Source organism: Paraburkholderia sp. ZP32-5, from assembly GCF_021390495.1.
Classification (GTDB): Bacteria; Pseudomonadota; Gammaproteobacteria; order Burkholderiales; family Burkholderiaceae; genus Paraburkholderia.
Map to the genome: position 1 here is coordinate 126906 of NZ_JAJEJP010000001.1, position 25980 is coordinate 152885.

Consider the following 25980-nt stretch of genomic DNA (forward strand, 5'->3'; position numbering starts at 1 on the left):
CTCGGTGCAAATGACATGGGAAAGCGGATGATTGACCAGCCGGACGAGATCCTCACAATTGACGAGGTTGCCGCATATCTGAAGGCGGGCAAGCGTACAGTGTATCGCCTTGCGGCAAGCGGCGAGCTTCCGGCGTTCAAGCTCGGCGGTACTTGGCGTTTCCGTCGCGGTGAGCTGGATCAGTGGATTGCCAGTCGCATCGGCAAGGTGATCGTGGATGACCGTGAGGGGGAGGAATGATCCTCAATGCTACTGCCCTCCAGTCCAAGGCGAACTCCCAGCAACTCGAAGCCATCTTTGCCACCGACGGTCCGGTGCTCATCATCGCCGGCCCAGGTTCAGGAAAAACCTTCACTCTCGTCGAGCGGATCGTCTATCTGATTACGCAGAGGGGAGTCGCTCCCGAATCGCTGTTCGTCGTCACGTTCACGGACAAAGCCGCGCGAGAGCTGACTACCCGCATCTCGAACCGGCTGACCGAGGTGGGCATCAAGTTCAACCTGAACGAGATGTACCTCGGCACCTTCCATTCGATCTGCCTGCGGCTGCTGGAAGACTTCCGCGAGTTCACTCGCCTTAAGCGCAGCTTCACGCTGTTCGACCAGTTCGACCAGCAATATTTTTTGTACCAGCACATCAAAGATTTTCGTGAACTGCCAGACGCGCAGCTCGTCATGGGTGACGATCAATCCGGCCGTTGGGCGCAGTCGGAGAACTTGCTCAAGTGGCTCAACAAGGTCAGCGAGGAAGCCCTCGACCTCGATACGCTCGCAGCAGCCCCCGAAGTGGAAATCCGCGCGCTGGCCGCATGCTTCGCGAAGTATCAGGAGCTGCTCCACGAGAACAACTCACTCGACTTCTCTGGAATCCAGTACGAAGCGCTGCAACTGCTGGAGAAGCATCCCGAGGTGCTGGCGCAGTTGCGCGAAAAGCTGACCCACCTGATGGTGGATGAGTACCAGGACACCAATACCATTCAGGAGCGCATCCTGCTGCAACTGGCGGGTGAGCGCCGTAATTTGTGCGTCGTCGGAGACGACGATCAGGGCTTGTACCGCTTTCGCGGGGCTACCATCCGCAACATTCTGGAATTTCCCGCGCTATTTCCGGAAGGGCAGTGCAGGCGTGTCACGCTCTCGGTTAACTACCGCTCACATCCAGACATCATCCGCTTCTACAACGAATGGATGCACGAACAGACGTGGGACGACGGCACGCGCGTGTTTCGCTTCGCCAAGCAGATCGTGCCGCGCGAGGACGACTTTCCAGACGTGCCTACGGCAGTGCGGCTTGCCGCCACCGACAACAAGGACGAAACCACCAACTGGCATGCCGAAGTGCTGGCCTTCCTCAACGGCTTGGAGGCATCAGGTCAGTTGACGGACTGGAATCAGGTCGCCTTCCTGTTCCGTTCCGTCAAAAACGACAAAGTGGTTGCCCTAGCCCATTTCCTCGAAACCGAGGGCGTACCTGTGTTTTCTCCTCGCTCGAACATGTTCTTCGAGCGAGAGGAAATCCGTTTGGTGATAGGCGCGCTTATCTTTCTGTTTCCACAGTTTCCCAAAGTGCGGGCGTGGGCCGAAGGCGTCACGCTGCCCATCTGGGACTACTACGACCACCAGTGTTTCGCGGCCTTCGCCGCGGAGCTGCGTAAGCCGGAGAACAAGTCCCTGCTCGATTGGGCGCGCCCGCTGGCCAAACGCCACGCTGTGCTCACGCAGAACACTGACTACGCCTTCTCCAGCCTGTTCTACCAACTGCTTCAGTTCCCGTTGTTCTCGCGTTTCCTCATTGACGAAGCTGTGCAAGGCGTGGACAAGGGCCGCGCGGCGCGCAACCTGGGGACTTTCTCCAAACTGCTCACCAAGTTCGAGTACCTGCACTACGTCAGCGTGTTGAACCCGGAGTGGCTGGAAAAGAACATCCGCGACCTGTTCAACCAGTTCCTGCGCTTCTTGGTGGACGGCGGCATCGGCGAGTACGAGGACGAAGCCGAGTACGCGCCCAAGGGCTGCGTGTCGTTCCTTACCGTTCACCAGTCGAAGGGGCTGGAGTTTCCGGTCGTCGTTTGTGGCTCGCTCGAGGCGGTACCGCGGAAGCAGTATGGCGAACTCGACGTGCTGCTGGAAGACGGAGGCTACCTTTCCAAGGAGCGCTTCGAGCCGCTCGATCACATCAAGAATTTTGACTTTTGGCGGTTGTTCTACACGGCGTTCTCTCGTGCACAAAACCTGCTGGTGTTGGCCGCACAGGAGCGGCAGGGTCGAGGCTTGGGCAAGTCTCCGTCGAAATACTTCGAGCGCCTGTTCTACGAGCTACCGAGTTGGCGCGACATCGACCTCTCTGCGTTGACCTTTGAGGCGGTCAAGCAGATCAATCTCAAGCGCGAGTACTCCTTCACCTCGCACATCACTGTGTTCGAAAATTGCGCCGAGCAGTACCGCTTCTTCAAGGAACTGGAATTCGCGCCCATCCGTGAAAGCCCAATGCTATTCGGTACGCTGGTGCATCAAACCATCGAGGACATCCACAAGACGGTGCTTCGCGGCGAGGAGGGTATCCTCAATCGCGAAGCCATTGAAGGCTGGTTCTCGGCCAACTACGCCATGCTGTCGAAGAAAGAGCGCGTTTATCTCGCGCCGTCCTCCCTACAGGCAGCGCTGCTGCACGTGCTGCGCTACTATCAGCGCGAGAATGGAAACTGGGATCGTATCAAGGAAGCGGAGGTCGAGATTTCACTGGTCAAGGATCAGTACATTCTCAAGGGGAGCGTTGACCTTATTCGTGGCGAGCACGATACAGTCGAGATCATCGATTTCAAGTCGGAGAAGAAACCCGACATGGAGAAGGATCGAGACCGTTTGCGGCAGTACCAGCACCAGTTGGAGGTATATGCCCACCTAGTCGAAGGGCGTACTGGCCAGAAGGTCAGTCGGATGCATCTCTATTACACCGGCGAGGACGGCGGAAATCCTTACGTTTCCTTCGACAAGGATAACCGCGCCATCGGCAAAACCATCGCGCGCTTTGACGACATTGTGGCGCGCATCGAGCGGCAGGACTACGGCATCGCCACGCGCCCGGCCAAGCTATGCCAAAACTGCGATATGCGCGCCTATTGCGACAACAAGAACTGGAAATTCAGGAAGAACGACTAATGACGAACACGAACACACTTGCGCAGGAGAGCCTGCAACTGGTCGCGTCCGGTGCGGGTGCGACCAACGTCGAGAAGTATGAGTTTGAGCCGATCAAGGGCTATCCGATGTTGAACTGGCGCGGCAAGCGCCCGTTCAGCTCAACACAATATTTCCCCGCGCAACTGAAGGAAGTCCATGGGGAAGAAGTAGATGGGTGGCGCAACAAGATTTTCTGGGGCGACAACCTTCAGGTCATGAGTCATTTGCTGAAGGAGTTTCGTGGGAAGATCGATTTGATTTATATTGACCCCCCCTTTGACTCAAAGGCTGACTACAAAAAACTGGTTTCAATCAAAGGGCGCGGGGCGGAGAGCGATCGCGGAGCTTTTGAGGACAAGCAGTACTCGGACATTTGGGCTAACGATGAGTATCTTCAGTTCATCTTTGAGCGGCTTGTTCTGTGTCGTGAGTTAATCTCAAAAACCGGCAATATATTCGTACACTGCGACAGTCAGAAAAACTATTTGATTCGCTGCCTGTTAGATGAAATATTCGGTGTTGGGAATTTCGTTAACGAGATTATTTGGAAGAGAAAGGGCGGATCGGCTAACCCGACTTCGCAGCTTGGTACGGTGACGGATACCATCCTTTGGTACTCAAGAGGCGCGGATAAAAAGTATTTCGCTGAATACACAAAGGACAGCGATGAGGCAAAGAAATACATCACGGAGCGATTTAACCGCTCTGACCCAACGACCGGGCGAAAATTCATGGATTCGCCAGTGATCAGCCCGAGTCCGAGGGCGAACTTGATGTATGAATTTCGGGGATTCCCGCCCCCGCCGACGGGCTGGTCGGTTTCCAAGGAAATCATGGAAAAATGGGAATCAGAAGGCAAGCTAATGATTCCAGACGACAAAACAAAGCGCATTCGCAGGAAAATCTTCGTTGACGAGTACAAAGGGCAGCCAGTCCCCAATCTTTGGACGGACGTATTCGTCATCAACTCGCAAGCCTCTGAAAGCTTGAACTACCCTACGCAGAAGCCGGAAGCTCTGCTTAGGAGGATTATTAACATGACGACCGAGCAAAATGACTTGGTATTTGACTGTTTTATGGGGTCCGGAACTACGCAATCTGTTGCCATGAGTCTTGGTCGTCGGTTCATCGGCGCTGACGTCAATTTGGGCGCAATCCAAACAACGACCAAACGGCTGATCAATTTAGCCGACGAGTTGAGGCAGGAACTACCAGACTCAGCACATCCGCGCTTCACAGGCTTCGAGGTCCACAACGTCAACCAGTACGACATCTTCCGTAACCCGGTGCAGGCCAAAGACCTGCTACTGGAAGCGCTTGAGGTGCAAAAGCTCGAATTGAGTACTGTCTTCGACGGCGAGAAGGATGGACGTATGATTAAGATCATGCCCGTCAACCGCATCGCTACGCGGGCGGACCTAAACGAGCTGATCGCGGGCTTCGACTACAAAGCGTGGGAACGCAAGCAGAACGAGAACCCGAACCGCCCCGTCGAGAAAATCATGCTCGTCTGTATGGGCCACGAGCCAGATCTTCGAGCACAACTGGAACTGGCAGCTAAGCCCTTCAAGATCGACGTGGACGTTGTAGACATCCTGCGCGACAAAGCCGACCTAGAATTCAAGCGTGATTCGCAAGCCAAGATGTCCGTCAAAAACGGCGAGCTAGCCATCGAGAAGTTCTACCCGATGAACCTGCTGCAAAAGCTCTCGCTCCAGAAGGAGTCAGTCGAGGACTGGAAGGAACTGGTCGAATCGGTGCTGATCGACTGGAACTACGACGGTGCGGTGCTGCAACCGGCGGTGGTAGACATTCCGGGCAGGGACGAGCTGGTCAAGGGCGTCTACAAGGTGCCAGAGGACGCGGGGACGATTCGCGTGAAGATTACCGATTTGCTCTCGGAATCGTGGGAAGGGAGCATTAGCAATGGCGACTAAACGCGCAGCAGGCAAGGCCAACGGCAACGTGGTCAGCTCATCTGGTGCGTCGCTGGATTTCGCCTTCTTCCGCTTTCTGTGGCAGTTCTACAAGGACAATCGGGGTGTGATCCGCCAGAACTACAAGGAGCTGACGCGCAAGTTCCTCGACTTCAATAATCCGGAGCACAACCCAAAGGCGTTCCTCCGCCAGCCGCAGTTTGAGGCGCTGGAGACTTACGTCTTTCTGAAGGAGTTTCTGGGTAACGCCAAGGTCGAGGAAATCTTCAGGGCATGGTACGAGCGTAGCGGCAAGTTCGAGGGCCGCAAGTTCGGTTCCTTCCTCGGAACCGCAGGGCAAGAGATGTTCCAGTTCGGTGAGACGGACGACTTGGAATTGAGCTCGTACAAGGTTCTATTCGAGAAGATGCGCAAGAACTCGCGTGCCTACCCGAATTACATCTTCGCGCTGACGATGGGGACAGGCAAAACCATCTTGATGGCGACCTGCATCTTCTACGAGTTCCTGCTGGGCAACAAATTCGAGAAGGATGCACGCTACTGTCACAACGCCTTGGTGTTCGCGCCGGACAAGACGGTGCTGCAATCGCTGAGGGAGATCGAAGCGTTCGACCTCACCCGCGTGGTGCCGCCGGAGTACGTCAACTTCCTAACCACGCACTTGCGTTTCCACTACCTTGAAGAAGCAGGTACGTCTCTGGATACGCTGGATCGCTCGCGCTTCAACATCATCGTCTCCAACACGCAGAAGATCATCCTAAAGCGCCAGCACAAGGAAAAGACTTCCGTTGACAAGCTGTTCGGCGTTACTGCCGACACGCTTGCGGCCACTGGCGTCTATGCCGATGCAGCCGACCTCTACAACTTCGATCAACCTGAGGAAGAGGGCGAACTGACCACTAACCAGCGGTTCGAGAAGCTGCGTCGTCTGGAGCAGTTGGGCATCTACGTGGACGAGGCCCATCACGCCTTTGGCAAGGCGCTCGCCAAGGACATGGGCGTTGGTGCGAAGGACACGGACACCAGCCTGCGCACAACCATTGATATCCTCGCCGCCAGCCTCAACGCGGCGGGCACGCGCGTGGTGGCTTGCTACAACTACACGGGTACACCCTATGTCGGGCGCGAGGTGTTGCCGGAGGTGGTGTATGCCTACGGCTTGAAGGAAGCCATCGACAAGGGCTTCCTTAAGAAGGTGCTGCTGCACGGCTACAGCAACACCCGCACCGAGGAGTTCGTGGACATCGCCGTCGAAGCCTTCCTGGAGGAGTCCGGCACACTTCGCCCAGACGGTTTACTGCCTAAGCTGGCCTTTTTCGCCGCCACCATCGACGAGCTGACCAGCGAGCTGAAACCGGCGGTTGAGCGCGCGCTTATCAGGCACGGCATTCCGACCTCGCGCATCTTGGTCAACGTTGGTGATGACAAGCTCACCACCAACGACGATATCCGCGAATTCAATCGGCTCGACACGGAAGGCTCGGAAAAGCAGTTCGTCCTGCTGGTCAACAAGGGGCGTGAAGGCTGGAACTGCCGATCGCTGTTCGGTGTCGGCCTGTTCCGTGAACCGAAGTCCAGGGTGTTCGTGCTGCAAGCCACGATGCGCTGCCTGCGTGCCATCGGCGAGGCCCAGCACACAGGCCATGTCTTCCTCTCGAACGACAACCTCAATACCCTGAACGACGAGTTACAACAGAACTTCCGCATCAGCGCAGACGAGTTGCAAAAGACGGGCAGCGACAAGGAGCGCGTGGAAGTGCGAGTAGTGGAGCCGCCGGTCAAGATCAAACTTATGCGTGTGCGCAAGCAATACCAGATGCGCGAAAAGCAGCTTGTCCCTGGGCAGGAACTGATTCCTGAACGTTCTAACAGAGAGAAGTGGGCGGGGTTAGTTGAGAAGTACCGGCTGATCGAAACGAAGCAGGAGGGGTTGACCGCCGCCGACGCCGCACGCGCGTCAGGCAGTCGCACCTTCGACCTGACCGAACGCCGCGAAAAGCGCATCTTCTCACGGATGACGCTGGTGGCGGAGGCGTCCCGCTACCTTAATCTACGCCCACTTAACATTGAGGAGCTGCTGGATTCGACGAAGGAGGGCACTGACGAGTTGGTGGCGATAACCAATGAGTTCAATGAGCTGTTGTATGACGAGATCATCCCACGCCTGTTTCGCCAGCTCTACGACCTCGACGAGTCGCAGCAAATCGAGGAGCATGAAGTCGAGCTGATCAAGATGCCCCCGAACGGCTACTACGAGGTGTCGGCGGCCAAGGACAAGATCGTCCGGATGAACGACGTGAAGATTAAGGGCGAGGAGCGCGCGAAGAGCTTTCACCTTGATACCTACTGCTTTGATTCCGGCTCGGAGAGCTGGCTGTTCTGGGATCTGCTGCGTGAGCAGCGGGTGAAGAAGATCTACTTCACCGGGATGCTGACCCACGGTCAGTCAGACTTCTTCATCCAGTACATCGACCCGGATTCGCGCACCGTGCGCAGCTACTACCCTGATTTCATCTTCCAGCGCGAAGAACCAGATGGTAGCCTGAAGTACGTGATCGTTGAGGTGAAGGCTGACAACCAGATCGAGGACGCTGTGGTGCAGGCCAAGAAGGACTTCGCCCAGCAGATCGCCGTGGCCAGTGGGATGGAGTACCACATCCTCAAGTCCTCCGATGCGGACAAGCGTCACTTCCGAGTGCTGCTATAGCTGGCTCGACCAGCTACTGACGGCCTGCAGCCAGATGGGCGGGCGACGCGTGGTCAGGGCTAAGGGCTCAGCCAAACAAGGGGGCCTGATGCCAGACGGGAGTAGACGGCAGAGGTGCGATGGCAATGCCCTTGACCTTGGCGACGTCTACCACCACGCGCGTGATGTGGTGCGTGGTGTTCACTTGGCGCCAAGTTGTGGGGCTGCCCGGTGTGTCTCGGCGGAATGCAGTCGCGTGAATGTACTTATCCGCCCGCGAGAAACTGCGCCCGGCAAATTGACCGCTTTCTACAATTCGGGTGCACACATCTGTCATGATGGTTTCGGTCGTGCCAGTGTCCGAGCCTCGAACAATAAGCCAGTCGCTCGGTGTTGAATAGCGGTAGTGTCGGATGGGAGCTGCTCGACCTTTCGCAAAATTCATCTTTGCTGAGTCGGCGGCGAAATCTCCGAAGATAAAGTACTCGGCCGTAGCGGCATCGAACTTGACGGCGCCATGCCATGCATGCCATTCGTTGCGTGGCCAGACGACGGTTTGACCGCCGACGGCAGGGTTCTTTTCGGGATAGTACGTGCCTTGGAAAATGATTAATTGCCAAGGGCCGAGATCTTGCAATGCTTCCATTGTCGACGTAATGATCGGGCTGACCAGTTCGACTTCGGAGAAATCGGCGTCCCCGAAGTCGGCAACCACTGCGCAGTCCGCGAACTCGACGCTCAAGTCCGCCAGAAGGCCACGGAGTTTGTCACCGAACTCTTGCGGTTCCACCAGATCACCGGACAGTACACTGATACCAAGCTTCAGCTTTTCCGAGGGGGGCAGAGCCTTCTTAAAAGCGGTAATGAGGCTGGGGTCCAGATCGCCCAAGCGGACAAGAGGGATCGCGCGGACACCGAGTGAGGTCGCTCGAGTGAAAATCGGCGGCAGCCATTCCGCGCTCTTCTCGGCAGAGCACTCTTTAATCAGGTAGGACACGTCAACAAATGCTCGACGGCGTAGCCAGTGGCGGCTCAGCATGCCACCAACGTCGGGAACACTGTAGCCGGACTCAAAGAGTTCGTATTGCTTTTCGTCTTTTCGATCAGACAGCGGAGGCACGACGAAACGAGGCAGAACGTAACGAGCTACGGCGTCATCAAGTTCCTTCACACCTACCAGTTCGCCGAGCTTCAGGCGTAAGGCAGGGCAGTACAAAACCATCGAACCATCATGCATTCAGAACCTCCGACTACTGTTGGAAAAACTGCTTGCGAATCTGACCCAAACCTATCTTGTCCGAAAAAATCGCGTAGTTCTGTCGTTCCTTCCTGATACGGCCGAACACCACTGCGGGAGAAATGCCTAGTTGTTTTGCGAATCGTTCAATTGTGTCGGCTGCCTTAGCGATTCGAGCCGGTGAGCGTAGCCAAACTTCTTGGGGGATGAGGAGGCTTCCCGCAAAACGGTCGGCTTCTCCTTCCATTGCGTCGACGTCCGGTGTTTCAATGTTATCGAAGAATCCGGCGGCCAAGCCCGTGCGGTAGTGAAGCACTACATGAGCGACTTCGTGCAGAAGAGTGAACCAGAAATTGTCAGCAGCGTCGCGGCGAAGGGTCAACCCGATCACCGGGATGTCATCGACCAGAAACGCTGCGCCATCCACCTTCATCCCTGAGATGTTCCGCTCGATGACAAGGACAATGCCGTGGCTCAGAAGCAATTGTCTGGCAAGGACCGGGCCGTCCGCTTGTGCACTCAATTTGGGTAGGTCTTTCAGCCAGGAGAGGTCAAGAGGCCGATACTTCACCTTATGTGCATCAATTAAGAAATTGGCTCGACGGGTAATTTGTGCCTTCCAGCAGAGCAACGACCAGTCGTCTGCGTAGTTTTCGACGGTCAAGCCAGTTCGAAGCAGAGACGGCTTCCCGTGTGCGCCAACATGCTCCGAGACATACCGTTTCAGCTGACTCAATGCATTTTCGTCGGAGTCGCCATCTCCGAGCCAGCCGTTTTCCCTAGCGTGTTTGAGGACCTTCTGGGCCTCCGCAGCCGAAACATCTAGAGAAGGCAAAGACAGCCACGGAGTGGAGGCCGGCGACTGAATATCCGAGGCAATTGTCAGCCCCAGCGCTCTGGCCACCCGGAGGAAGCCTGCGAGACTGATTGAGCGGTAGCGTTCAGCTTCATAGCGCTGAACGGCCTGTTCTTTTAGACCAATCTGTCTGGCGAGTTCCTTTTGGGACCAGCCTTTTGCGATACGTGCAACGATCAGCATATCGCCGAGGTCCCCGCCGGCGCGTTGCTTGAGTGGCTCCAAATTGCCACACTTAGCTTCCTGGTATGCTGACAGCATGCCAGAAAGTTCTTGGCGCTCAACATTCAGCGCCCGTCGGATACTTTCACCTACGTCGGGCGATAAGCCGCCGACGACTGCAGCGAGCGTTTGCTCGGATGACGTCGCAAGCGAAATTTCATCAATAAGGCTGGAAACCTCACGCGCGTTACGGTCGTTGGTAATAAGGGCATTCGATAACATTGCCCGATTCTACCCAACAAATTTGTTGGGTGCAACTAAGGGCTTGGACAACGCTTTCGATGGTCATGAGTCTGGATTGACGCTAAATGATCGGAGGCGTCATTGATTGTTTCCAGATATGTAACACCTCAGCGCTGGAAAACACTGCTAACAGATAACGTCCCTTCGAAATAGTCGCGCGATCAGACGACGGATACTTTCTGGTGACCAGCGACGTCGCGGGAGACTACCGAGTGGCAACTGGACTTGCTTTGACCGCGTCCTTGAAGGGCTTCTGCCTCGAGTCGCTGCTTCAGGGCTGGCCGGACTCGGTCGAGAAGCTGGGGGGTTGGACTGGTGGTCTCGAGTTGCCCGCTTTCGGGGCGGTTCGACAATGGGCGCGACTGCGAGGGGGCAGGGAAGATTGCGTCCGAGGTGACTCTGCGCCGGCCTCTCGGCGCAGCCTGCGAACCAGGATATGGATTGACTTTGATTAGTGCGAACTCAAAATGCCTACACCGTGCCTACATGGAATCCGAAAAGCAAAAAGCCCAGCCATGTAGGCTGGGCTAAGTGCTTGATTTCTTTGGTGGGGCGTGAGTGACTCGAACACTCGACCTACGGATTAAGAGTCCGCTGCTCTACCAACTGAGCTAACGCCCCAACAGAAGCGAGATTATGCAGTAACTTTTCGCGCTTGCCAAGCCCCTTTAGCAAACTAATTAAAAAATTCACATCGTCCAGGTCCGAGTTTTCGTTCGACAACACCGCCATCTTGAAAACATCGCCGTGTCCGGTCGTCCCGGTATCATGTCGCGGACACATGGCCGCGCGAAGCGGCGCGCGGCTTTCGACCAGGGATTGCGATGGATGACAAAGAGGTTACCGAACTACTCGACCGAGTCCTCGCGCCATGGGTCCGGGCGCTTACGCTGACGCCGGTCAAAGCCGACGAAGAGGGCGCCACGCTGCGTCTGCCGTTTTCCGGTGAGTGGCGCCACTCGGGCGGCATGATCAGCGGCCAGGTTTTCATGGCGGCCGCCGATACGGCGATGGTCGTCGCGATTAGCGCGGCGCTCGGTGGCTTCAAACCGATGAGCACGGTATCGCTGAATATCAGCTTCATGCGTGCGGTTCGCAAAGGCGACGTTCTGATTCAGGCGCGCGTGCTGCGCATGGGCCGCAATCTCGTGTTCGGTGAGGTCGAGCTGTTCGACGAAAGCGGCAACATGGCCGTTCACGCGACCACTACCTACGCACTGCTCGACTGATCGTCCGAGTCTGACCGACGCGCGAGCCAGCATCACGCGAAACCAGCGGCAAAGCAAACAAGCAAGCAAGAAAGCAGCAAAGCAAGGAAAAGCAGCATGTTCGATCAGGTCGTATTCGCCGGCGGCGGCAACCGCTGCTGGTGGCAGGCGGGTTTCTGGGACGTCGTACAGCCGCGGCTCGATATCCGCCCACGCGTGATCACCGGTATTTCCGCCGGTGCCGCGACTGCGTGCATGCTCTACACGCGCGATTCCGAGTGGGTCATGCGCTATTACGAAAACGCCCTGCGCGACAACACGCGCAATGCCTATTGGGGCAATCTGCTGCGCGGCGAGTCGGTGTTTCCGCATTACCGGATCTACCGGCAGGCGCTGCTTGATATCTACGGCGAAAAATTTTCGAAGCTTGAGCATGCGCCGGAAATTCGCATCGGCGTGTCGCATCTGCCGCGCTGGCTCGGCGCGCGTAGCGCGGTCGCCGCCGGGTTGATCGCGTACAACATCGAAAAATACGTGCGCAAGACGCTGCATCCGACCTTCGGCCGCGCGCTCGGTTTTCATCCGGAATTCGTGCGCGCGCAGGACTGCGCGAGCGTCGACGAACTCGCGGATCTGATCCTGCAATCGTCGAGTACACCGCCGTTCACGCCGGTTCTGCGGCGCAACGGCCGGCCGGTGCTGGACGGCGGCATGGTCGATAACGTGCCGGTCGGCGCGCTCGATGCCGATACGCCGGGCAATGTGCTCGTGATGGTCACGCGTCTCTATCCGCGGCCGCAGATGTTTGTCGTTCCGCACGGCGTGCAGCAACGGCTGTATGTGCAGCCGTCACGCAAGGTGCCGATTTCAAGTTGGGATTACACGAGTCCGTCGCAGATGGTGCATGCGTACAACCTCGGACGCGCCGACGGGGAAGTCTTCCTTGAACGGATTCCCGCGCTGATGGAAGCAGGCGCGCACGAGGCGCGCTAAACAACGGTAGGGGTCTCGCGGGCGCGCCTAAGCAAATCAGCAATCAGCGCCGCCGGCCGCCTTGCAACGCTTCCGGATTCGCGACACTCGCGGTATCGCCCGCGTCGAACGCCAGAATGTTCTTGAACGCCGCGCTGAAATACAGCTCGTAGCTCTCGCGCTCCACATAGCCGATGTGCGGCGTGCAGATCACGTTTTCCATGCGCAGCAGGCTGTAGCCCTGCAGGATCGGCTCGCTTTCGTAGACGTCGATCGCAACCATCCCCGGACGGTTGTGCGACAGCGCATTCACCAGCGCGTTTTCTTCGAGCAACTCGGCGCGGCTCGTATTCACGAGCAACGCGGTCGGCTTCATGCGCATCAGGTCTTCCTGCTTGACGATACCGTGCGTGTCGTCATGCAGACGCAGATGCAGCGACAGCACGTCGCTGTTTTCGAACAGATCCTCACGGCTTTCGGCGACACCGTAACCGTCGGCGCGCGCGGCTTCACGCGAATGCTCGCGGCCCCAGATCAGCACCTTCATGCCGAACGCCTTGCCGTAGCCCGCCAGCAGACGGCCGATCTTGCCGTAACCCCAAATGCCGAGCGTCTGCCCGTGCAGCACCTGACCCAAACCGAAGTTCGGCGGTAGCGCGGACGTCTTCAATCCGGACTGCTGCCAGGCACCTTGCTTAAGGTTTGCTACGTATTGCGGAATGCGGCGTTGAGCGGCCATGATGAGTGCCCACGTCAGCTCGGCCGGCGCGACCGGCGAGCCGCTGCCTTCGAGCACGGCGATCCCGCGCTCGGTACAGGCCGCGAGATCGATGTGGCTTGCCACTTTGCCCGTCTGGCTGATCATGCGCAAACGCGGCAGCTTGTCGAGCAGTTGCGAGTTGATGCGGGTACGTTCGCGAATCAGGACCAGTGCATCGACCTCGGCGAGACGGCTTGCGAGTTGACCGAGACCGCGCACAGTGTTGTTGAAAACTTTCACCTCATGGTCGGCCAGCATTTGAAAGCAGTCGAGCTTGCGGACGGCGTCCTGGTAATCGTCGAGGATGGCAATCTTCATGGTATGTTTTTTGCGACGCACCTCTATGGTGCGAACGGAATGTTATGCTGACTGTCCCAGCATGTTACTTAGCTCACACGCTGGTCTGGCTGGATGCCCTATCGTTGTAGCTGTCGCGAAAAAGAACGGCAGCACTGCGTGAAGGCGAATTGAGAACGTTTTTAGCAGTTTGTTGCGTGTTGAGGCAAGCCGCTTTACACAAGGTTGCAGAAGCTTCGTGGATAGCGCGCCTCCGCCTGGCAAGCTGCGTGGCCCAGGACGATCTGCGCAATTGTGCGCCGGGCAGTGAAATCGATACAAATCGACATGCCGGCGTGCTGAATTGAAAAATGCCTCTCGCATGCAGCGTCCCTCGGGCTTGTACCGTTTTTCCATTGCTTTCAAAACGGAGACAGGTCGATGAATCATCCCTCGTTCGAAGGGCAGCCCACTATCGAGGCGCCCACATGGATCAAACATCGCAAGCTGATCGACTGGGTGCAGCGCATCGCGGCGCTAACCAAGCCGGCCAGAATTGTCTGGTGCGACGGCTCGCAGGAAGAATACGACCGCCTGTGCGCGCAGATGGTCGAAGCAGGTACCCTCAAGAAGCTCAACCCCGCCAAGCGCCCTAATTCCTACCTTGCATGCTCCGATCCGTCCGACGTCGCTCGCGTCGAAGATCGGACGTTCATCTGCTCGCAGCACGCCGAAGACGCTGGCCCCACCAATAACTGGACCGATCCCGCCGAAATGCGCTCGACGCTCGGTGGTCTGTTCGACGGCGCGATGCGCGGCCGCACGATGTACGTGGTGCCGTTTTCGATGGGCCCGCTCGGTTCGCCGATCGCGCACATCGGCGTCGAGCTGAGCGATAGCCCGTACGTCGCGACCAACATGCGCATCATGACGCGCATGGGCCGCGAGGTTTACGACGTGCTCGGCGAAGACGGCGAGTTCGTGCCGTGCGTGCATTCGGTCGGCGCGCCGCTCGCCGCTGGCGAGAAGGACGTGCCGTGGCCGTGCAACAAGACCAAGTACATCGTGCACTTCCCCGAAGCGCGCGAGATCTGGAGTTTCGGCTCGGGCTACGGCGGCAACGCGCTGCTCGGCAAGAAGTGTTTCGCGTTGCGCATCGCATCGACGATGGGCCGCGACGAAGGCTGGCTCGCCGAACACATGCTGGTGCTCGGCGTGACCTCGCCGGAAGGACGCAAGCATCACGTCGCGGCGGCGTTCCCGTCGGCCTGCGGCAAGACCAACTTCGCGATGCTGATTCCGCCGGCCGGCATGAACGGCTGGAAAATTTCGACGATCGGCGACGACATTGCATGGATCAAGCCGGGCAAGGACGGCCGCCTGTACGCGATCAACCCGGAAGCCGGCTACTTCGGCGTTGCACCGGGCACCAGCGAAAAAACCAATCCGAACGCGCTCGCTACGCTGAAGGAAAACGTGATCTTCACGAACGTCGCGCTGACCGATGACAACGACGTCTGGTGGGAAGGCATGACCGACGAGCCGCCCGCGCACCTGATCGACTGGCAGGGTCAGGATTGGACCCCGGCCATCGCGAAGGAAACCGGCCGCAAGGCGGCGCACCCGAACGCACGCTTCACCGCGCCTGCTTCGCAGTGCCCGTCGATCGATGCCGACTGGGAGAACCCGGCAGGTGTCGCGATCGATGCATTCATCTTCGGCGGCCGCCGCTCGACCACCGTGCCGCTCGTCACCGAAGCGCGCGACTGGGTCGAAGGCGTCTACATGGCGGCGACGATGGGCTCCGAGACCACCGCCGCGGCGGCCGGTCAGCAAGGCGTGGTGCGCCGCGACCCGTTCGCGATGCTGCCGTTCTGCGGCTACAACATGAGCGACTACTTCGGCCACTGGCTGAAGACCGGCGAGCGTCTGCAACAGCTCAACGCAAAGCTGCCGAAGATCTTCTGCGTGAACTGGTTCCGCAAGGGTCCCGACGGCAAATTCGTCTGGCCGGGCTTCGGCGAGAACATGCGGGTGCTGAGCTGGATGGTCGGCCGCATCGAGGGCAGCGCGCGCGGCGAGGAGCATGCGTTCGGGATTTCGCCGCACTATGAGGACATTGACTGGAACGGCCTGAACTTCAGCCGCGAACAGTTCGAGCAGGTGATTTCCGTCGACGATGCCGCATGGCGCGACGAACTCGCGTTGCATGCGCAACTGTTTGACACGCTGCAGCACGGGCTGCCGCCGGCACTGGCCGAAGCCAAACGCGCGCTGGAGGAGAAACTCGCCGCCTGATCGGGTGAGTGCTTACTGCGTACCGAAAGCCGCCTCCGGGCGGCTTTTCTTTTATCGCGAGCGCCTTGTTCTGGGTTTTCGGGGGCCGGGAAACGCGGGGATGACCCTTGCGTCTATTCAAACAAAAAACGCAATGCAAGCTGCGGCGCAGCAGATTGTTCTATTTTGGGGAATAAAAGCTGCTCGTGCCCCGCTTCTGTCGATACAGTCGCACCAAAATTGACAATATTTCGTCTTTCGAGGGCAACTTCTGCACGATTTTGCGAGTCGTAGGAGAATTCCAAGTTCGCTTCACTGGTTTTCACTAATTGTCAGGAAGCAGTAACACGGCAGGAGTTGTCCTATGGATCATTTGCAGTCGATGCGAGTTTTCGTCAAAGTGGCGGATCTCGGCAGTTTCGCCCGCGCCGCAAGCGCGATGGATATTTCCAACGCAGTTGCCACCCGACACGTTGCCGACCTCGAAGGGCGTCTTGGTACGCGGCTGCTCAATCGCACAACCCGCAGTCTGTCGCTGACCGAATCCGGTCAGGTCTATCTCGAGCGCGCACGTCAGATCCTCGACGAACTGGAAGACGTCGAACAGATGGTGGTCGCGCGCAATCACGAACCCGTTGGCACGCTGCGCATCGTCGCGCCAGTGGTGTTCGGGCTACATAATCTCGCGCCGGTGTTGCAGACCTACGCCGAGCGCTATCCCAAAGTCATTCCGGACGTCACGCTGGTCGATCGACAGGTCGATCTCGTCGAAGAAGGTTTCGACGTCGGTGTCGTGATCGCGCGGCAGATGCGCAGCGCGAGCATCGTTACGCGTCGGCTGACTACGGGTTGCATGACCGTGTGTGCGACGCCGGCTTATCTGGAAAAGCACGGCATGCCGACGCGTCCTGAGCATCTGCTCGAACATCCGTGCCTGAGCTTGCCGTCCGAATACTGGGGCGACGAGCGTGTGTTCACGGGGCCGGAAGGCGAAGTGCGGGTGCGTCCGTCGAACGTGATCGTTGCGAATAACACGGAAATGCTGCGGCAGTTCGCGCTGCTCGGCATGGGCATCGCGATTCTGCCGAGCTATCTGATCGGGCGCGACATGACGCGCGGCCGGCTCGTGCGTCTGCTCGGCGACTACCGTCTGCCGCAGGTGGAGATCAACATTGCGTACCCGAGCCGCCGTCACTTGCCGGCCAAGGTTCGCACGTTCATCGATCATCTGGTCGAGCACTTCAGCCAGACGCCGAACAGTCTGCTCGGCGAGCAGTGGATCAAGGACGGCTTCGAGCGGCCGGCCACTTCCGCGGCATTCGACTCCACCGAGCCTCGCGCGCCGGAAGCGTTCGACGGTGCCGAGCCGCTGTCGCGCCTGCTCGATAGCGAGTTGTCACCCGTGCCGAAGACACTCACGAAGACCACGAATCGCACGCGGACGACAGTGTTGTCGCCGCTGTGAGTCGCTAACGCTGAAGCCCGCGGTAATGCGAGTGCGGGCGGAAGTTAAAAAGGCGCAGCCACCTCAGGTGACTGCGCCTTTTTCATGGGCGGATACGGTTCAAGCGAAGGTGGAAAGTGAACCACCTTCCGGCACTGGCGACTCAAACGCCGATTAAAGCGCCGACACAAGCGCTTCAATCGGCCAGCCGCGCGAGCGCGAAAGCGAAAGCCCGTCCGTCTTACGAGCCGGTTTTACGCGCCGCGGTTTTCTTCGCTGGTGCCTTTTTAGCCGCGGCGGTCTTCGCAGCGGGCGCCTTCTTCGCCGCCACTTTCTTTGCCGCCGGTTCGGCCTTCACGGCCACCGCGGTATCGCCTTCGTCCGCTTCCGGCATCGCCTTCGCCGCTGAACGAGCCGCCGACGTCTTGGCCGCGGCGGTTTTCCCCGCTGCCGGCTCCTTCTTCTCGAATTCGAAGCCGATCTTGCCGTCGTTCTGCTTGACGAGGAACGCCTTGAAGTTACGGCCGGTACGCGACGACTTGAAGTTCGTCAGCAGATCGGTACGGCCTTCCTCCAGCAGCTTGGCCATCTGCTCGCGCGCGATTTCCTGCTGCAGGATCACCTTGCCGGAGCGGAAGTCGCACGTCTTCGGGCTCGCGACCGAGTTCTCGCAGACGTAGCTCATGCCATGCTCGAACACGCGGCCCTGGCACTTCGGGCACGCGCCGACCGGTTGCTGATCGGAGAAGTCGGGCGGTTCGCCGTCTTCGCCGGCCGCATCCTGACCGAAGTCGAACTCGAGCTTGTAGTTCTTGATCTCGTCGTCGAACGACAGCTTCAGAATCGCCGAGAACGGCCGGCCCATCTTGCTGCGGAAACCCGACAGCGGACCAATCGTCTTGTTCTGCAGCAGTTCTTCGACTTCGGGGATTTCGAACTGGCGCCCACCCGGGATCTTCGAGATCGAAAACTCGCACTTCGAGCATGCGAAGCGCCGGTAGTTTTCCTTCACCTGACCGCCGCAATTCGGGCAAGGCGTTGCCAACGTCGCGTAATCGCCGGGGATCGTGTCTGAATCGTATTCCTTCGCGCGCTTCACGATGGTCTGCGTCATGCGAGCGATTTCCTGCATGAACGCGTCGCGCGGCAGGCTGCCGCGTTCCATTTGCGACAGCTTGTATTCCCACTCGCCGGTCAATTCCGGCGCGGTCAGTTCCTTCACGCCGAGACCGCGCAGCAGCGTCATCAGCTGGAAGGCCTTGGCTGTCGGAAACAGATCGCGGCCTTCGCGGATCAGATATTTTTCCGTCAGCAAGCCTTCGATGATCGCTGCGCGCGTCGCCGGCGTACCCAAGCCCTTGGCCGCCATTGCTTCACGCAACTCGTCGTCTTCGACGAGCTTGCCCGCGCCTTCCATCGCCGACAGCAGCGTCGCTTCGTTGTAGCGTGCGGGCGGCTTCGTCACCAGTTGCTGCGCGGCGATCTTGTCGGTCTTGACCTTCTCGTCCTTCTGCACCGGCACGAGATTCGCGTCGTCGCCGCTGGTTTCGCGGCCGTAGATCTGCAGCCAGCCCGGCTCGACCAGCACCTTGCCTTCGGTCTTGAAGTGATGGCCGACCACTTCGGTGATACGCGTCGTCACGCGGAATTCGGCAGCCGGGAAGAACACCGCGAGGAAGCGCTTGACGACGAGGTCGTACAGCTTCTGCTCCGGCTCGGACAGATTCTTCGGCGCCTGCAGCGTCGGGATGATTGCGAAGTGGTCGCTGATCTTCGAGTTGTCGAAGATGCGCTTGTTCGGCTTCACCCAGCCCTTGTCGAGCACCTGCTTCGCGAACGGCAGGTAGTTGTTGCTCTCCTTGAGCATGCCGAGCGTCTGCTTGACCGTATCCAGATAATCTTCCGGCAGCGCGCGCGCATCGGTTCGCGGATAGGTCAGCACCTTGTGCTTTTCGTACAGCGCTTGCGCGAGACCCAGCGTGTTTTTCGCCGAGAAGCCGAAGCGGCCGTTGGCTTCGCGCTGCAAGCTGGTCAGATCGAACAGGGCCGGCGACAGCTGAGTAGACGGTTTCGACTCTTCGGTCACCGTGCCGAGCTGGCCGCGACAAGCCGCGACGATCGTCTCGGCCGCAGGGAGCGCCCACAGGCGCGAATCGCGCTTTTCCGGGTCGAACTCGTCACGTTTGAATTTCGGGTCGAACCAGCGGCCTTCGTAGAAGCCGCCCGCGCAGACGAACTCCGCCTTCACTTCCCAGTAATCGCGCGGCACGAAGCGGCGAATCTTTTCTTCGCGTTCGACGACGATCGACAGCGTCGGCGTCTGCACGCGCCCGACCGTGGTCAGGAAGAAGCCGCCGCCCTTGCTGTTGAACGCGGTCATCGCGCGCGTGCCGTTGATGCCGACGAGCCAGTCCGCCTCAGAGCGGCAGCGCGCTGCATCGGCGAGCGGCTGCATCTCTTCGTCGCTGCGCAGACGCGCAAAGCCATCGCGGATCGAGCCGGCCGTCATCGATTGCAGCCACAGCCGTTGCACTGGCTGTTTGGCTTTCGCGTGTTGCGCGATCAGGCGGAAAATCAGCTCGCCTTCGCGCCCCGCGTCGCATGCGTTGATCAGACGGTCGATGTCTTTGCGTTTGATCAGCTTGGTCAGCACCTTCAGGCGCGACTCGCTCTTGGCGATCGGATTCAGATCGAAATGCGGCGGAATGACGGGCAGATTGGCGAAGCTCCACTTGCCGCGCTTGACTTCGTAGTCGTCGGGCGCGGCGATTTCCAGCAGATGGCCCACTGCCGAGGAAAGGACGTAGTCGTCGCTTTCGTAGTATTCGTCATGCTTGGTAAAGCCGCCTAAAGCGCGCGCGATGTCGTTCGCGACGGAAGGCTTTTCGGCGATGATCAGTGCTTTGGACATGACTCGATGTGAGGTTGGTAGATCCGGGTTAGTGGCCTGGAGCGCGTCGGAGTACCGCGCGATGCTCGTTTGAGACCTTTTTCGACCCATTAACGACCGCTTTATAGCACATGGCGCGAACCGGGCGGGTCGAGTGCCATGAAAGCGCGCCATCATAATTGCGCGCCTCGCCGTTGATCAAGCTGAGGCAAACGCGGCGTGTCAAATGCGCGACTGGCTGCTATGCCGCCCACTCGGCGCAGTGCTGCAAGGCGCACGCCAGCAGTACCGCGACGCTTGCCAGGCGAGGCAACACGCCCGTCACGCGACCGCCAGCGCGGGCCGCAGCTTGGGCGCGCCAGTCACGCCAGGCAGTGCCGTACGCTCCGACAACATTCGCTCCACGATCGATACCTGTGGCAAAACCGTACCGAAGAAACGTGTCGTAACCGAGTCCTCGATCAGGATGGTCGGGAAATTCTCGACGTCCAGATCGTCGAAGCGATCCGCATGGGTTTCGATGTCGATCCACGCGAAACAGACTTCCGGATGCCGCTCTGCAAGCTGATTGAAAGCGTCCCGGTATTCACGACAGGTGCCGCACCACTCCGCGCAGAGGCAGGCAACGAACAGCGTATCGGGTTCGTTGACGCGCTCGGCGATCCGGTCCTGGTCGGTGTCGAGGTTCAGCGCGGGCATGGGTAATTTCCTTGTGTCTTGATCAGGTGCTTTGGCGCGAATGTAGCATGGCGGCTCGCGAAGGGCAGCGCACGCCGGTTGACGCAGGTCAGCCGCGACTTAGCTCCGATGGGCCCGCATGAACCGGCCGCCCGGCAGCAACGTGACTTCGCCGGCGAGTTCGAGTTGCAGCAACGTGGCGTGTAACGCGGCGTCTTCCATCTCGGTACGGGCGGCAAGAATTTCAAGCGAGGTCGGTGCATGGCCGAGCGCGGCGAGCAGGCGCTGGGCATCGGGGTCGAGCGGTGGCTTCGGGGGCAGGTTGCGGGTGCGAGGCGGTTCTTCAAAGGCCGCGGTGCCAGTTGCGGCGGGGCGTGACGTTGTTATTGCGGACTCCGCCGATGCCTCGCGTGTTCGAATTGATGTGAGTGTGCGCTCACCTATGCGCCCGGCCTCTGACGAAGCTTGCGAGCCCGCGTCCGTCAGCGGACCGGTCGGCCTCGCTATTCGTGCGGCGTGCGCCACTGCATGGCCAGCGAAACCGAGATCCTCCAGCACTTCCTCAGGCGTTTCCACCAACCGCGCGCCCTGCTTGATCATCCGATGACAGCCGCGCGACAGCGGAGCGTGAATCGAGCCAGGCAACGCGAACACATCGCGCCCCATCTCGTTGGCGAGCCGCGCGGTGATCAGCGAGCCCGAGCGCATCGCCGCCTCGATGATCACGACGCCGCTGACCAGCCCAGCGATCAGGCGATTGCGTTGCGGAAAGTTGGCGGCGCGCCCCGGCGTGCCGAGCGGCCACTCCGAAAGAATTGCGCCCTGCGCAGCAATCTGCCGCGCAAGCGCATGATGCGCGGACGGATAGACGAGGTCCGCGCCGGTACCGATCACCGCGACCGTCCCGCCGATGCCTTCGAGCCCACCCCGATGCGCGGCGCCATCGATACCGAGCGCGAGCCCGGACACGATGGTTACGCCCGCCGTCGACAATTCCCGCGCGAACCGTTGCGCGTCCTCGAGGCCTTGCGGTGTCGCGCTACGGCTGCCGACCAGCGCGACTGCTCTCGTGTGCAGCAGATCGAGCCGGCCCTTTATATATAGCAGCGGCGGCGGATCGGGCATGGTCAGCAGCGCGGGCGGATACGCGGGGTCGTCGAGCGTGACGATCTGGTTGCCGGGTGACTCGCACCACGCGAGCACCGCGTCGAGTTGACCTTCGAACGCCGGACCCGGCGGCGCTAGCGCCGCGCGCGCCGCAGCCTCGCCCGCGATCTCAGCGAGCGCCTCGAGCGACTGTGCGAAGATCGCTTCTGGCAGCCCGAATGCGCTCAACATCAGGCGCAACGCCGCGGGTTTCAGCCCTGGCGCCAGCGATAGACGCAGCCAGGCGGCCACTTCGGTTCGGCTTGCGGGCAACGTATGCATGCGGGGCGGTCCTCCTGCAGGGCCTGCGGGTGGGCAGGCGCCATGCTAAAATTTTCATCATCCGAAATAACGATAACGCCGCGCCCACTCGCGCGGACTCGTCGTTGGGCGCTGAGGGCGCGTTGAATCGAACCGGTTCGACGCCATCTATCCTCGGCGTATTACGACGGGCTCACAACCTGGCCGAACGGCCAACGCGAGTCTCCCAGCGGTTAGCGGCGTCTGAATTCACACTGAAATCATGGCTTTACTGAATATCCTCAATTACCCCGACAAACGTCTGCACAAGGTTGCGAAGCCGGTTGCGGAGGTCAACGACCGCATTCGCCGTCTCGTCGCGGACATGGCCGAAACGATGTATGCAGCGCCCGGCGTCGGTCTCGCCGCCACCCAGGTGGACGTGCATGAGCGCGTGATCGTGATCGACGTATCGGAAACGCACGACGAACTGCTCGCCTTCATCAACCCGGAAATCGTCTGGTCGAGCGATGAGAGAAAGCTGTCGGAAGAGGGTTGTCTGTCGGTGCCGGGCATCTACGACAACGTCGAGCGCGCCGAGAAAGTGCGCGTTCGCGCGTTGAACGAAAAGGGCGAAACCTTCGAACTCGATTGCGAAGGGCTGCTCGCGGTGTGCATCCAGCACGAGATGGATCACCTGATGGGCCGCGTGTTCGTCGAATATCTGTCGCCGCTGAAGCAGACGCGCATCAAGGGCAAGATGAAGAAGCTCGCCCACGCGATGTAACGCGCGCTCACCCCGCATATCTCGCACACCGCCCTTCATGAGTCATTCGTTGCGCGTCATCTTCGCCGGTACGCCGGAATTCGCCGCGGCCGCGCTGGCCGCGATTCATCGTGCCGGTTTTCCGGTGCCGCTCGTGCTGACCCAGCCGGATCGCCCTGCCGGTCGCGGCATGAAACTGCAGGCGAGTCCGGTCAAGCGCTATGCGCAGGAGCACGGGCTGACGGTTGCGCAGCCCACGTCGCTGCGCCGCGCCGGCAAATATCCACAGGAAGCCGCCGCCGCGATCGATCAACTGCGTGCCACGCCGCACGATGTGATGGTGGTGGCCGCGTACGGCCTGATCCTGCCGCAGGAAGTGCTCGATATTCCGCGCTTCGGTTGCATCAACATCCACGCGTCGCTGCTGCCGCGCTGGCGCGGCGCGGCGCCGATCCATCGCGCGATCGAAGCCGGTGACGCGCAAACCGGCATTACGCTGATGCAGATGGACGCCGGCCTCGACACCGGCGCGATGATCTCCGAAATGCGCACGCCCATCGACGCCGACGACACCACCGCCACGCTGCACGACCGTCTCGCCGACGGCGGCGCGCGACTGATCGTCGACGCGCTGGTCGAACTCGAACGCGCCGGCAAGCTCGCGTCGACGCCGCAACCGGCGGACGGCGTCACCTACGCCGAAAAAATCGCCAAACACGAGGCGGCGCTCGACTGGCGCCGGCCGGCCGAGGCACTCGCGCGTCAGGTGCGCGCGTTCGACCCGTTCCCCGGCGGCGCTGCGACGCTCGAAGACGGCAGCCTCATCAAGATCTGGGGCGCCATTGCCGCGCCGGTTTCGGGCGGCCAGAAGGCGCCCGGCATCATCACCGAGGTTTCACCTGAAGGCGTGGTCGTGGCTTGTGGCGAAGGCGGGCTGCGTTTGACGCAATTGCAGAAACCCGGCGGCAAGCGACTGCCGGTACGCGAGTTCCTCGCTGGCTCGACGCTCGCCGTGGGGCAGCACTTTCAACTTCTCGACGCAGAATAACCGCGTTGCCCACTGCGTGAACATCGGCCATTCGGCCGATGTTCACGGCCCCCGCCGCGGGCCTGCCGCGCGTTAGAATTCTCCATGCAATAGCCAAAGTTTCGAGGGTTCATCCCATGTTCGGCATCGTCCATTTCGAGTTTTTCGTCGTCGCGGTTTTTCTGCTGAATATCACGCCGGGGCCGGATACCGCTTATATCGTCGGGCGCAGCGTCGCGCAGGGCCGTGGCGCGGGGCTGATGTCGGCACTCGGTATTTCGGCGGGTTGCTGCATTCACTCGCTTGCCTGCGCGTTCGGTCTGACCGCGCTGCTCGCCGCGTCGGCCACGGCGTTTACCGTCGTCAAGTTCATCGGCGCGATTTATCTGATTTACCTCGGCGTGCGCCTCATTTTCGCGAAGCCGGCGGCGGATGCGCCCGCGGGCGAAGCGCGCGTATCGGCGGCAACGCCGAAGTCGCTGCGCCAGCTTTTCCTGCAAGGTTTCTGGACCAACGTGCTGAACCCGAAGGTGGTGCTGTTCTTCGTGTCGTTCTTCCCGCAATTCGTCGCGACGGGCAGCGATCACAAAACCTTCGCGTTTCTGACGCTCGGCGCGGTGTTCGTGGTCATGAGCATGATCTGGAACAGTTTTGTCGCGTGGATCGCGGGCAGCGTGACGCAGCGCTTCTCCGGTAAGCCCACGGTGAAACGGTGGCTCGATCGCGGCGTCGGCAGTGCGTTCGTCGGCCTTGGGATCAAGCTCGCCACCGCGTCGCGATGATTGAATTTTCCTTGACTGCCCTTATCTAACATTTAGCTTACAATCTGACGCCGCGATCGCGCGGCGTAGAGACGAAGCCCACGCTTGGGGCAAGGAGTAGCAGACATGTTCAATTGGGTCAAAACCGCGATGTTGATGGCTGCCATCACGGCCCTTTTCATCGTGATCGGCGGGATGATCGGCGGTTCGCGCGGCATGATGCTCGCGCTGATCATCGCGCTCGGGATGAATTTCTTCTCGTACTGGTTTTCCGACAAGATGGTGCTGCGCATGTACAACGCGCAGGAGGTCGACGAAAACAGTGCGCCGCAGTTCTATCGGATGGTGCGCGAGCTTGCCACGCGCGCGAACCTGCCGATGCCGCGCGTGTACCTGATCAACGAAGACGCGCCGAACGCGTTCGCGACCGGCCGCAATCCAGAGAACGCGGCGGTCGCGGCGACTACCGGCATCCTGCGGGTGCTGTCCGAGCGCGAAATGCGCGGCGTGATGGCGCACGAACTCGCGCACGTCAAGCATCGCGACATTCTGATCTCGACGATTTCGGCCACGATGGCCGGCGCGATCTCCGCGTTGGCGAACTTCGCGATGTTCTTCGGCGGCCGCGACGAAAACGGCCGTCCCTCGAACCCGATCGCAAGCATCGCGGTTGCGCTGCTCGCACCGATCGCCGGTGCGCTGATCCAGATGGCAATTTCGCGTGCGCGTGAATTCGAAGCCGACCGTGGTGGCGCGCAGATTTCCGGCGATCCGCAGGCGCTCGCTGCGGCGCTCGACAAGATCCATCGCTACGCGAGCGGTATTCCGTTCCCGACCGCGGAGGCGCATCCGGCCACCGCGCAGATGATGATCATGAACCCGCTGTCGGGTGGCGGCATCGCGAGCCTGTTCTCGACTCACCCGGCCACCGAGGAACGTATCGCGCGCCTGATGGACATGGCGCGCACGGGACGCTTCGACTGAGTGGCCGAACCGCTGTAGCGGTCAGCACGGAATACTGAAAAGCGGGCCAGCGCGGCCCGCTTTTTTTTTCGCGTCTGCATTGCCGTTGCGCGACGACACGGCCGCGATCATCGGCCCGCGGCAGCCGCCGCCCAGCGCCACGCTACAATGTGTGCAGTTTGCGCCGCGCGTTCCGTGCGGCTTGCCCTAGC

Annotated in this window: 19 protein-coding genes and 1 tRNA gene; 12 read left to right on the forward strand and 8 right to left on the reverse strand. The window is 59.9% G+C overall.

What is annotated here, in order from left to right:
- The first annotated feature begins 27 nt into the window (after positions 1 to 27).
- From mads1 to L0U82_RS00545, 4 genes are read left to right on the forward strand one after another with little or no spacing between them, the layout of a single operon-like run.
- Positions 28 to 240, forward strand: a complete 213-nt coding sequence (gene mads1, locus L0U82_RS00530; protein ID WP_233827765.1) for a methylation-associated defense system helix-turn-helix domain-containing protein MAD1 — start codon at positions 28 to 30, stop codon at positions 238 to 240.
- A complete protein-coding gene (locus L0U82_RS00535) occupies positions 237 to 3158 on the forward strand; it encodes an ATP-dependent helicase (protein ID WP_233827767.1) in 2922 nt (973 codons plus the stop codon). Before mads1 ends, L0U82_RS00535 begins: the two co-directional genes overlap by 4 nt.
- Positions 3158 to 5116, forward strand: coding sequence for a site-specific DNA-methyltransferase (locus L0U82_RS00540; protein ID WP_233827768.1), 1959 nt, complete (start codon positions 3158 to 3160; stop codon positions 5114 to 5116). Before L0U82_RS00535 ends, L0U82_RS00540 begins: the two co-directional genes overlap by 1 nt.
- Positions 5106 to 7823: a TnsA endonuclease N-terminal domain-containing protein gene (locus tag L0U82_RS00545; protein WP_233827769.1), complete on the forward strand. Its 2718-nt coding sequence runs from the start codon at positions 5106 to 5108 to the stop codon at positions 7821 to 7823. The genes L0U82_RS00540 and L0U82_RS00545 overlap by 11 nt, the downstream gene beginning before the upstream one ends.
- A gap of 67 nt (positions 7824 to 7890) precedes the next feature.
- On the opposite strand, the gene L0U82_RS00550 is transcribed toward L0U82_RS00545, so the two are convergent.
- The 3 genes from L0U82_RS00550 to L0U82_RS00560 form a co-directional block, all read right to left on the reverse strand.
- Positions 7891 to 9039 carry a beta family protein gene (locus tag L0U82_RS00550; protein ID WP_233827770.1) on the reverse strand — a complete coding sequence of 383 codons (1149 nt, stop codon included), beginning with the start codon at positions 9037 to 9039 and terminating at the stop codon, positions 7891 to 7893.
- A 13-nt stretch (positions 9040 to 9052) separates the two neighbouring features.
- Positions 9053 to 10339 (reverse strand): XRE family transcriptional regulator, encoded by a 1287-nt coding sequence (locus L0U82_RS00555; protein WP_233827771.1) that lies wholly within the window; start codon positions 10337 to 10339, stop codon positions 9053 to 9055.
- A 566-nt stretch (positions 10340 to 10905) separates the two neighbouring features.
- A tRNA-Lys gene (locus L0U82_RS00560) sits at positions 10906 to 10981 on the reverse strand.
- Between the two features lie 203 nt (positions 10982 to 11184).
- On the opposite strand from L0U82_RS00560, the gene L0U82_RS00565 reads away from it, so the two are divergent.
- Both L0U82_RS00565 and L0U82_RS00570 read left to right on the forward strand, forming a co-directional pair.
- Positions 11185 to 11589, forward strand: coding sequence for a PaaI family thioesterase (locus tag L0U82_RS00565; protein WP_233827772.1), 405 nt, complete (start codon positions 11185 to 11187; stop codon positions 11587 to 11589).
- A gap of 96 nt (positions 11590 to 11685) precedes the next feature.
- Positions 11686 to 12561 carry a patatin-like phospholipase family protein gene (locus tag L0U82_RS00570; RefSeq protein ID WP_233827773.1) on the forward strand — a complete coding sequence of 292 codons (876 nt, stop codon included), beginning with the start codon at positions 11686 to 11688 and terminating at the stop codon, positions 12559 to 12561.
- Between the two features lie 43 nt (positions 12562 to 12604).
- On the opposite strand, the gene L0U82_RS00575 is transcribed toward L0U82_RS00570, so the two are convergent.
- Complete coding sequence (locus L0U82_RS00575; RefSeq protein ID WP_233827775.1) at positions 12605 to 13618, reverse strand: D-2-hydroxyacid dehydrogenase family protein; 1014 nt, start codon at positions 13616 to 13618, stop codon at positions 12605 to 12607.
- A gap of 399 nt (positions 13619 to 14017) precedes the next feature.
- Between L0U82_RS00575 and L0U82_RS00580 the strand changes: the two genes are divergently transcribed.
- Positions 14018 to 15874 (forward strand): phosphoenolpyruvate carboxykinase (GTP), encoded by a 1857-nt coding sequence (locus L0U82_RS00580; protein WP_233827776.1) that lies wholly within the window; start codon positions 14018 to 14020, stop codon positions 15872 to 15874.
- A gap of 113 nt (positions 15875 to 15987) precedes the next feature.
- On the opposite strand, the gene L0U82_RS00585 is transcribed toward L0U82_RS00580, so the two are convergent.
- Entirely contained in the window at positions 15988 to 16179 is a 192-nt protein-coding gene (locus L0U82_RS00585; RefSeq protein WP_233827777.1) for a hypothetical protein, read from the reverse strand.
- Between the two features lie 38 nt (positions 16180 to 16217).
- On the opposite strand from L0U82_RS00585, the gene L0U82_RS00590 reads away from it, so the two are divergent.
- Positions 16218 to 17318: a LysR family transcriptional regulator gene (locus L0U82_RS00590; protein WP_233827778.1), complete on the forward strand. Its 1101-nt coding sequence runs from the start codon at positions 16218 to 16220 to the stop codon at positions 17316 to 17318.
- 220 nt (positions 17319 to 17538) lie between these two features.
- Here the strand turns inward: L0U82_RS00590 and L0U82_RS00595 are convergent, their stop codons facing one another.
- The 3 genes from L0U82_RS00595 to dprA all read right to left on the reverse strand — a co-directional run bounded on the left by L0U82_RS00595 (position 17539) and on the right by dprA (position 22293).
- Positions 17539 to 20208, reverse strand: a complete 2670-nt coding sequence (locus L0U82_RS00595) for a DNA topoisomerase III (protein ID WP_233827779.1) — start codon at positions 20206 to 20208, stop codon at positions 17539 to 17541.
- 300 nt (positions 20209 to 20508) lie between these two features.
- The gene (locus tag L0U82_RS00600) at positions 20509 to 20886 is read right to left on the reverse strand and encodes a thioredoxin family protein (protein WP_233827780.1); all 378 of its coding nucleotides are present in this window, start codon (positions 20884 to 20886) and stop codon (positions 20509 to 20511) included.
- A gap of 99 nt (positions 20887 to 20985) precedes the next feature.
- Positions 20986 to 22293 carry a DNA-processing protein DprA gene (dprA, locus tag L0U82_RS00605; protein WP_233827781.1) on the reverse strand — a complete coding sequence of 436 codons (1308 nt, stop codon included), beginning with the start codon at positions 22291 to 22293 and terminating at the stop codon, positions 20986 to 20988.
- Between the two features lie 241 nt (positions 22294 to 22534).
- On the opposite strand from dprA, the gene def reads away from it, so the two are divergent.
- The 4 genes from def to htpX all read left to right on the forward strand — a co-directional run bounded on the left by def (position 22535) and on the right by htpX (position 25789).
- Entirely contained in the window at positions 22535 to 23038 is a 504-nt protein-coding gene (gene def / locus L0U82_RS00610) for a peptide deformylase (RefSeq protein WP_233827782.1), read from the forward strand.
- 37 nt (positions 23039 to 23075) lie between these two features.
- On the forward strand, positions 23076 to 24065 hold the full coding sequence (gene fmt, locus L0U82_RS00615; protein WP_233827784.1) for a methionyl-tRNA formyltransferase: 990 nt from the start codon (positions 23076 to 23078) through the stop codon (positions 24063 to 24065).
- A gap of 116 nt (positions 24066 to 24181) precedes the next feature.
- Positions 24182 to 24826, forward strand: a complete 645-nt coding sequence (locus L0U82_RS00620) for a LysE family translocator (RefSeq protein WP_233827787.1) — start codon at positions 24182 to 24184, stop codon at positions 24824 to 24826.
- Positions 24827 to 24931: 105 nt separating this feature from the next.
- Positions 24932 to 25789, forward strand: coding sequence for a zinc metalloprotease HtpX (gene htpX, locus L0U82_RS00625; RefSeq protein WP_233827788.1), 858 nt, complete (start codon positions 24932 to 24934; stop codon positions 25787 to 25789).
- Positions 25790 to 25980 lie beyond the last annotated feature (191 nt).

Bases quoted from the DNA above. Each gene is read 5' to 3' on its own strand.
- mads1 (WP_233827765.1), top strand. From the start codon at position 28: ATGATTGACCAGCCGGACGAGATCCTCACAATTGACGAGGTTGCCGCA.
- L0U82_RS00535 (WP_233827767.1), top strand. From the start codon at position 237: ATGATCCTCAATGCTACTGCCCTCCAGTCCAAGGCGAACTCCCAGCAA.
- L0U82_RS00540 (WP_233827768.1), top strand. From the start codon at position 3,158: ATGACGAACACGAACACACTTGCGCAGGAGAGCCTGCAACTGGTCGCG.
- L0U82_RS00545 (WP_233827769.1), top strand. From the start codon at position 5,106: ATGGCGACTAAACGCGCAGCAGGCAAGGCCAACGGCAACGTGGTCAGC.
- L0U82_RS00550 (WP_233827770.1), bottom strand. From the start codon at position 9,039: ATGCATGATGGTTCGATGGTTTTGTACTGCCCTGCCTTACGCCTGAAG.
- L0U82_RS00555 (WP_233827771.1), bottom strand. From the start codon at position 10,339: ATGTTATCGAATGCCCTTATTACCAACGACCGTAACGCGCGTGAGGTT.
- L0U82_RS00565 (WP_233827772.1), top strand. From the start codon at position 11,185: ATGGATGACAAAGAGGTTACCGAACTACTCGACCGAGTCCTCGCGCCA.
- L0U82_RS00570 (WP_233827773.1), top strand. From the start codon at position 11,686: ATGTTCGATCAGGTCGTATTCGCCGGCGGCGGCAACCGCTGCTGGTGG.
- L0U82_RS00575 (WP_233827775.1), bottom strand. From the start codon at position 13,618: ATGAAGATTGCCATCCTCGACGATTACCAGGACGCCGTCCGCAAGCTC.
- L0U82_RS00580 (WP_233827776.1), top strand. From the start codon at position 14,018: ATGAATCATCCCTCGTTCGAAGGGCAGCCCACTATCGAGGCGCCCACA.
- L0U82_RS00590 (WP_233827778.1), top strand. From the start codon at position 16,218: ATGGATCATTTGCAGTCGATGCGAGTTTTCGTCAAAGTGGCGGATCTC.
- L0U82_RS00595 (WP_233827779.1), bottom strand. From the start codon at position 20,208: ATGTCCAAAGCACTGATCATCGCCGAAAAGCCTTCCGTCGCGAACGAC.
- L0U82_RS00600 (WP_233827780.1), bottom strand. From the start codon at position 20,886: ATGCCCGCGCTGAACCTCGACACCGACCAGGACCGGATCGCCGAGCGC.
- dprA (WP_233827781.1), bottom strand. From the start codon at position 22,293: ATGCATACGTTGCCCGCAAGCCGAACCGAAGTGGCCGCCTGGCTGCGT.
- def (WP_233827782.1), top strand. From the start codon at position 22,535: ATGGCTTTACTGAATATCCTCAATTACCCCGACAAACGTCTGCACAAG.
- fmt (WP_233827784.1), top strand. From the start codon at position 23,076: ATGAGTCATTCGTTGCGCGTCATCTTCGCCGGTACGCCGGAATTCGCC.
- L0U82_RS00620 (WP_233827787.1), top strand. From the start codon at position 24,182: ATGTTCGGCATCGTCCATTTCGAGTTTTTCGTCGTCGCGGTTTTTCTG.
- htpX (WP_233827788.1), top strand. From the start codon at position 24,932: ATGTTCAATTGGGTCAAAACCGCGATGTTGATGGCTGCCATCACGGCC.